Source organism: Pseudomonas machongensis (genome assembly GCF_034961125.1).
Classification (GTDB): Bacteria; Pseudomonadota; Gammaproteobacteria; order Pseudomonadales; family Pseudomonadaceae; genus Aquipseudomonas; species Aquipseudomonas machongensis.
Genome location: NZ_JAYFUI010000174.1, coordinates 1,901 through 7,159 on the forward strand (window position 1 = coordinate 1,901; position 5,259 = coordinate 7,159).

Sequence of the window (5,259 nt, forward strand, 5' to 3'; positions counted from 1 at the left end):
GTCCGCTAACGCGGCATACTCGTGATGCCCGGTGATCTGCCCGATGAACAGGTAGAAGAAATCGACCGCCACACCGGCCAGGTTCGACAGCACGATGGTGGTGGCGACGACCAGCCCCCAGCCACCGATCCAGCCGATCATGGGACCGAAGGCACGTGCCGACCAGGTGAAAGAGGTGCCGCTGTCGGGCTCCGCGGCGTTCAGCTCACGGTAGCCGAGGGCAACCAGCAGCATCGGCAGGAAGCCGACGATGAAGACCGCGGGAAGATGGGCGCCGACCTCACGCACGGTCGGGCCAAGGGCGCCGGTCAGGGTGTAGACCGGGGCAATGGTGGAGATGCCCAGCACCACGCTGGCCAGCAGGCCCAGGCGACCTTTGGCCAGGCCTTTGCTGGCGCGCTGGGTGTTGCTGCCCGCGTCGGCCGCCACATCGGGAGGGCGGCCGGCTTCTGTGTATTCGCTCATGAGTTATTTGCCGTTGCTATTGGTATTGTTTTCACAGGCCTTGCGAACAAGGCCCGCTTTCACTCATTGAAAGCTTGCTGCAGGGGATGGGTCATCCGAGACCTTCGGGTAACGTCAGAATGCCTTCTGGCGCGAGCCCTCCCGAGCAGCATGGGCAATGCAGGCCTCACGAAACGCCTGAAACAGACGTAGGGAGACCGGGTTTTCGGCGAAACGCCACTCCGGGTGCCATTGCACGCCTAGCACGAAGCCCGACGCATCACTCATCGACACCGCTTCAATCAGGCCATCCGGGGCCCGTGCCTCGACACGCAGGCCCGGGGCCAGACGGTCGATGCCCTGGCTGTGCAGCGAGTTGACCTCGAACTGCTCCGCCAGGCCCAGGCGCTCGAACAGCCCGCCCGGCGCAATGCCGACCGTGTGTCGAGGCCCGTATTGCACCTCCAGGGGTGCGTCCTCAGGTTCGCGGTGGTCCAGGTAGCCGGGCAGTTCATGCACCCGCTGGTGCAAAGTGCCGCCCAAGGCCACGTTGAGTTCCTGGAATCCACGGCAGATGCACAACACCGGCACGCCGGCGGTTATGGCGGCCTGCAGCAACGGCAGGGTCAGGCGGTCACGCGCAGCGTCGTGCCGGGTACCGTCCACGCTGGGGGCGCCATTGTAATGATGCGGCTCGACATTTGAAGGCGAGCCGGTAAAAAGAATGCCATTCAGACGCGCCAGCAGCGCCTGCGGGTCGCTGGCCGTGTCGCGCGCCGGCAGGATCACAGGCAGCCCGGCAAAACCTGCCGCCTCGACATACTTGTCGCCCACCGTGTGCGACGAGTTCTTCCCGACCTGCTGGCGGCAGGCGCTGACACCAATCAAGGGAACCGCGATTGCGCTCATGGGCTTACACCGTGTGCAGGTACCAGTTGTATTCGAGGTCGGAGATCGACACTTCGAACTCCGCCAGCTCGCTTTCCTTGCAGGCCACGAAGATGTCGATGTATTCCGGGCTGATGTATTGGTTGAGGACCTCGCTGTCATCCAGCGCTCGCAAGGCATCACGCAGGTTGTTCGGCAGGCTCTGCTCAAGCTGCTCGTACGAATTGCCCTCGATCGGCGCGCCGGGTTCGACCTTGTTGGTCAGGCCGTGGTGGATACCAGCGAGAATCGCGGCCAGCATCAGGTAAGGGTTGGCATCGGCACCTGCGACGCGGTGCTCGATACGCAAGTTATCGCTGCTGTCGGTGGGCACGCGCAGGGCCACGGTGCGGTTGTCCAGGCCCCAGCTCGGGGCATTCGGCACATAGAACTGAGCACCAAAGCGGCGGTAAGAGTTGATGTTCGGGCACAGGAAGGCCATCGACGCCGGCATGGTTTCCAGCACACCGCCAATGGCGTGACGCAGGGTTTCGCTCTGCAGCGCATCGTCGTTGGCGAAGATGTTCTTGCCGGTTTTCTTGTCCAGCAGCGAGATGTGCACGTGCAGGCCGTTGCCCGCCTGGCCCGGGTAGGGCTTGGCCATGAAGGTCGAGTCCATCTCGTGGTCGTAGGCGATGTTCTTGATCAGGCGCTTGAGCAGGATCGCGTAGTCGCAAGCCTTGAGCGGATCGGCGACGTGATGCAGGTTGACCTCGAACTGCGCCGGGGCACTTTCCTTGACGATCGCATCCGCCGGCAGACCCTGCTCCTTGGCGGCTTCGAGCATGTCCTGCAGGCAGTCGGCGTACTCGTCCAGGTCGTCGATCAGGTAGACCTGGGTGGACTGCGGGCGCTTGCCCGAGATCGGCGAGCGTGGCGGCTGCGGCCGACCGTTCAGGTTGTCCTGGTCGATCAGGTAGAACTCCAGCTCGAACGCTGCGCAAATATCCAGGCCAAGCGCATCGAACTTGCTCACCACCTGGCGCAGCACTTCACGCGGGTCGGCGAAGAACGGCTCGCCTTCGATTTCGTGCATGGTCATCAGCAACTGCGCCGTCGGCCGCTTCTGCCAGGGTTCGTTGGAGAGCGAGCCTGGGATCGGATAGCAGATGCGGTCGGCATCACCGATATCCAGGCCGAGGCCCGTGCTTTCGACGGTCGAGCCGTTGATATCCAGGGCGAACAGCGAAGCCGGCAGGTTGATGCCCTTCTCGTACACCTTGTGCAGGCTGGCCCGCTCGATGCGCTTGCCACGCACCACGCCGTTCATGTCGGAGATCAACAGGTCGACGTACTGTGTGTCCGGGTGGGCTTCCAGGAATTCATTCATCTCGCGGGAAGAACGGGCGCACGGGGAGACCGACGTCATGGCTGTACATCCTTTGATTCGGAGCGGCGATGTGGGGATATGGCTGGCGCCTCGAGGGCGACGATGGTTGCTGCTGTTGTTCTTTTCACTGCCCCATCGTGGGGAAATTCTGTGGCTCGCCCGGTGCATTGATTCCCGGGGGCCGTTCCACTATAAAGTGGGCTCCAGTGCAACAGACATTGGCAAATCGGCAAGCAGAGCGTGCACAAATGCAATATCAGATCAATCACGCGGACCTCGCCCTGGTCCTGGCGCTGGAACGTGGTCGCTCACTGGCCAAGGCCGCCGAGCTGCTCAAGGTCGATGTTTCGACGGTGTTTCGCTCGATCCGGCGACTGGAGTCGGCGCTGGGCACCGCCCTGTTCGTCAAGAGCCGCAAGGGCTACCTGCCAACCGACACTGCACAGGCCCTGGCCGAACAGGCTGAACGGGCCGAGCAGGCGCTGGACGCCGCGCGCATCGCCCTGACCAGCGGCGAGCAGGTGGTCAGCGGTACCGTGCGCCTGACCTGCACCGAAGCCGTGCTGCACAGCCTGTTGCTGCCCGCACTGGCCGAATTCATGCCCAACTACCCCGCGCTGTCGCTGGAAATGGGCACCTCCAACACCTTCGCCAACCTGAGCCGACGCGACGCCGACATCGCCCTGCGCCTGACCAACACACCCCCGGAGCATCTGGTCGGACGCTGCCTGGGCTCGACGTCTTATGTAATCTGCGGACGCCCGGAGTTTCGCGAGCGCCTGGCCGAGTCGCCAAACAGCGTGCCGTGGATCGCCCCTGACGACGCCATGCAGGACCACCCCACGGTAGTCTGGCGCAACCAGCAGCACCCCGACCTGATCCCGCGCTACCAGTGCAGTGGCATGTCGACCATTGCTCAGTTGGTCAGCACCGGCATGGGAGTGGCGGCGCTGGCCGACTACATGGTCGACACCCTGCCCGGCGTCGAGGCCTTGAGCGGCGCGCTGCCAGGTTGTGACACCCAACTGTGGCTGCTGACCCGCCCCGATTGTCGAGCGCTGCGTTCGGTACAGACCTTGTTCGAGGAGCTGACCCCACGCTTGCGCGACGCGATGCGCTGAAGCTGTTGTGTTCGCGGGACAGGAAGCGTTATCGTCAGGTTCAAGCGAGAGACTGTCTGTTACGGCCCTTTCGCGGGCAAGCCCGCCCCCACGAGCAGGTGACACGGATCACCAGACAAAACAGCCCTTCCCTATTGGCTGGTGATTTTTTAAACTATCGAGTCCGCCTGCCCATTCTGGGCTGCACGCTAATCGCATCTGCTACTGAGGAAGACCATGGCCCGCGTAACTGTTGAAGACTGCCTGGAACACGTGGATAACCGCTTCGAGCTGGTCATGCTCTCGACCAAGCGCGCCCGCCAACTGGCCACCGGCGGCAAGGAGCCACGCGTGGCGTGGGAAAACGACAAGCCAACCGTCGTCGCCCTGCGCGAAATTGCCGAAGGCATCGTGACCAATGAATTCATCGCCGCCGAAGAGATCGTCACCGAGGATCCGGTGTTCGCTGCGTTCGAGGACGAGAACAACGAGGCCGTCTGATTCATGCCCGGTCGACGTCGCGCGGCACACGATCCTCTTCCTCTGCAAGAGGTGAAACCATGCCGGGTATAGAAGCCCTCGCCGAGCGGCTGTCGACCTATCTGGGCCCCGAACAGGTCAATCTTGTTCGCCGGGCCTATTTCTATGCCGAACAGGCACACGACGGGCAACGCCGCCGCAGTGGCGAGCCCTACGTGACCCATCCGCTGGCAGTCGCCAGCATTCTCGCCGACATGCACATGGACCATCAGAGCCTGATGGCCGCCATGCTGCACGACGTGATCGAAGATACCGGCATCGCCAAGGAAGCCCTCAGCCAGCAGTTCGGCGAAACCGTCGCCGAGCTGGTCGACGGGGTCAGCAAGCTGACCCAGATGAATTTCGAGACCAAGGCCGAGGCGCAAGCCGAGAACTTCCAGAAAATGGCCATGGCCATGGCCCGCGATATCCGCGTGATCCTGGTCAAGCTGGCCGATCGCCTGCACAACATGCGCACCCTGGAAGTGCTGTCCGGTGAAAAGCGCCGGCGCATCGCCAAGGAAACCCTCGAGATCTACGCCCCCATCGCCAATCGGCTGGGCATGCACACCGTGCGCGTGGAGTTCGAGGATCTAGGTTTCAAGGCCATGCATCCCATGCGCTCCTCGCTCATTCACCGGGCGGTGAAGAGCGCGCGCGGCAACCGCAAGGAAATCGTCGCCAAGATCGAGACCTCGCTGGCCAACTGCCTGGCGGCGGACGGCATCGAGGGCGAGGTCAGCGGCCGACAGAAACACCTCTATGGCATCTACAAGAAGATGCGCGGCAAGCGCCGCGCCTTCAACGAGATCATGGACGTGTACGCCTTCCGCATCATCGTCGACAAGGTCGACACCTGCTACCGCGTGCTGGGTGCCGTGCACAACCTGTACAAGCCGCTGCCGGGGCGCTTCAAGGACTACATCGCGATTCCCAAGG

The 5,259-nt window shown here is 63.1% G+C and carries 6 protein-coding genes; 3 read left to right on the forward strand and 3 right to left on the reverse strand.

Going from position 1 to position 5,259, the window contains the following annotated elements; translation table 11 throughout:
* The 3 genes from VA602_RS15845 to VA602_RS15855 form a co-directional block, all read right to left on the reverse strand.
* Positions 1 to 465 (reverse strand): amino acid permease (locus tag VA602_RS15845; protein ID WP_323453679.1); only part of this gene is annotated, 465 nt, incomplete at its 3' end.
* 114 nt (positions 466 to 579) lie between these two features.
* Positions 580 to 1,353, reverse strand: coding sequence for a gamma-glutamyl-gamma-aminobutyrate hydrolase family protein (locus tag VA602_RS15850; protein ID WP_323453680.1), 774 nt, complete (start codon positions 1,351 to 1,353; stop codon positions 580 to 582).
* A 4-nt stretch (positions 1,354 to 1,357) separates the two neighbouring features.
* Positions 1,358 to 2,740, reverse strand: coding sequence for a glutamine synthetase family protein (locus VA602_RS15855; protein ID WP_054894870.1), 1,383 nt, complete (start codon positions 2,738 to 2,740; stop codon positions 1,358 to 1,360).
* Between the two features lie 209 nt (positions 2,741 to 2,949).
* On the opposite strand from VA602_RS15855, the gene VA602_RS15860 reads away from it, so the two are divergent.
* The 3 genes from VA602_RS15860 to VA602_RS15870 all read left to right on the forward strand — a co-directional run.
* Complete coding sequence (locus tag VA602_RS15860; protein ID WP_054894871.1) at positions 2,950 to 3,822, forward strand: LysR family transcriptional regulator; 873 nt, start codon at positions 2,950 to 2,952, stop codon at positions 3,820 to 3,822.
* A gap of 216 nt (positions 3,823 to 4,038) precedes the next feature.
* Positions 4,039 to 4,302, forward strand: a complete 264-nt coding sequence (gene rpoZ / locus VA602_RS15865) for a DNA-directed RNA polymerase subunit omega (protein ID WP_003253383.1) — start codon at positions 4,039 to 4,041, stop codon at positions 4,300 to 4,302.
* A 59-nt stretch (positions 4,303 to 4,361) separates the two neighbouring features.
* On the forward strand, positions 4,362 to 5,259 hold an 898-nt coding region (locus VA602_RS15870; protein ID WP_323453681.1), incomplete at its 3' end, for a RelA/SpoT family protein.

What these genes read in the sequence shown, in the direction of transcription:
- VA602_RS15860 (WP_054894871.1), top strand. Translation starts at nt 2,950, where the DNA reads ATGCAATATCAGATCAATCACGCGGACCTCGCCCTGGTCCTGGCGCTG.
- VA602_RS15850 (WP_323453680.1), bottom strand. Translation starts at nt 1,353, where the DNA reads ATGAGCGCAATCGCGGTTCCCTTGATTGGTGTCAGCGCCTGCCGCCAG.
- VA602_RS15855 (WP_054894870.1), bottom strand. Translation starts at nt 2,740, where the DNA reads ATGACGTCGGTCTCCCCGTGCGCCCGTTCTTCCCGCGAGATGAATGAA.
- rpoZ (WP_003253383.1), top strand. Translation starts at nt 4,039, where the DNA reads ATGGCCCGCGTAACTGTTGAAGACTGCCTGGAACACGTGGATAACCGC.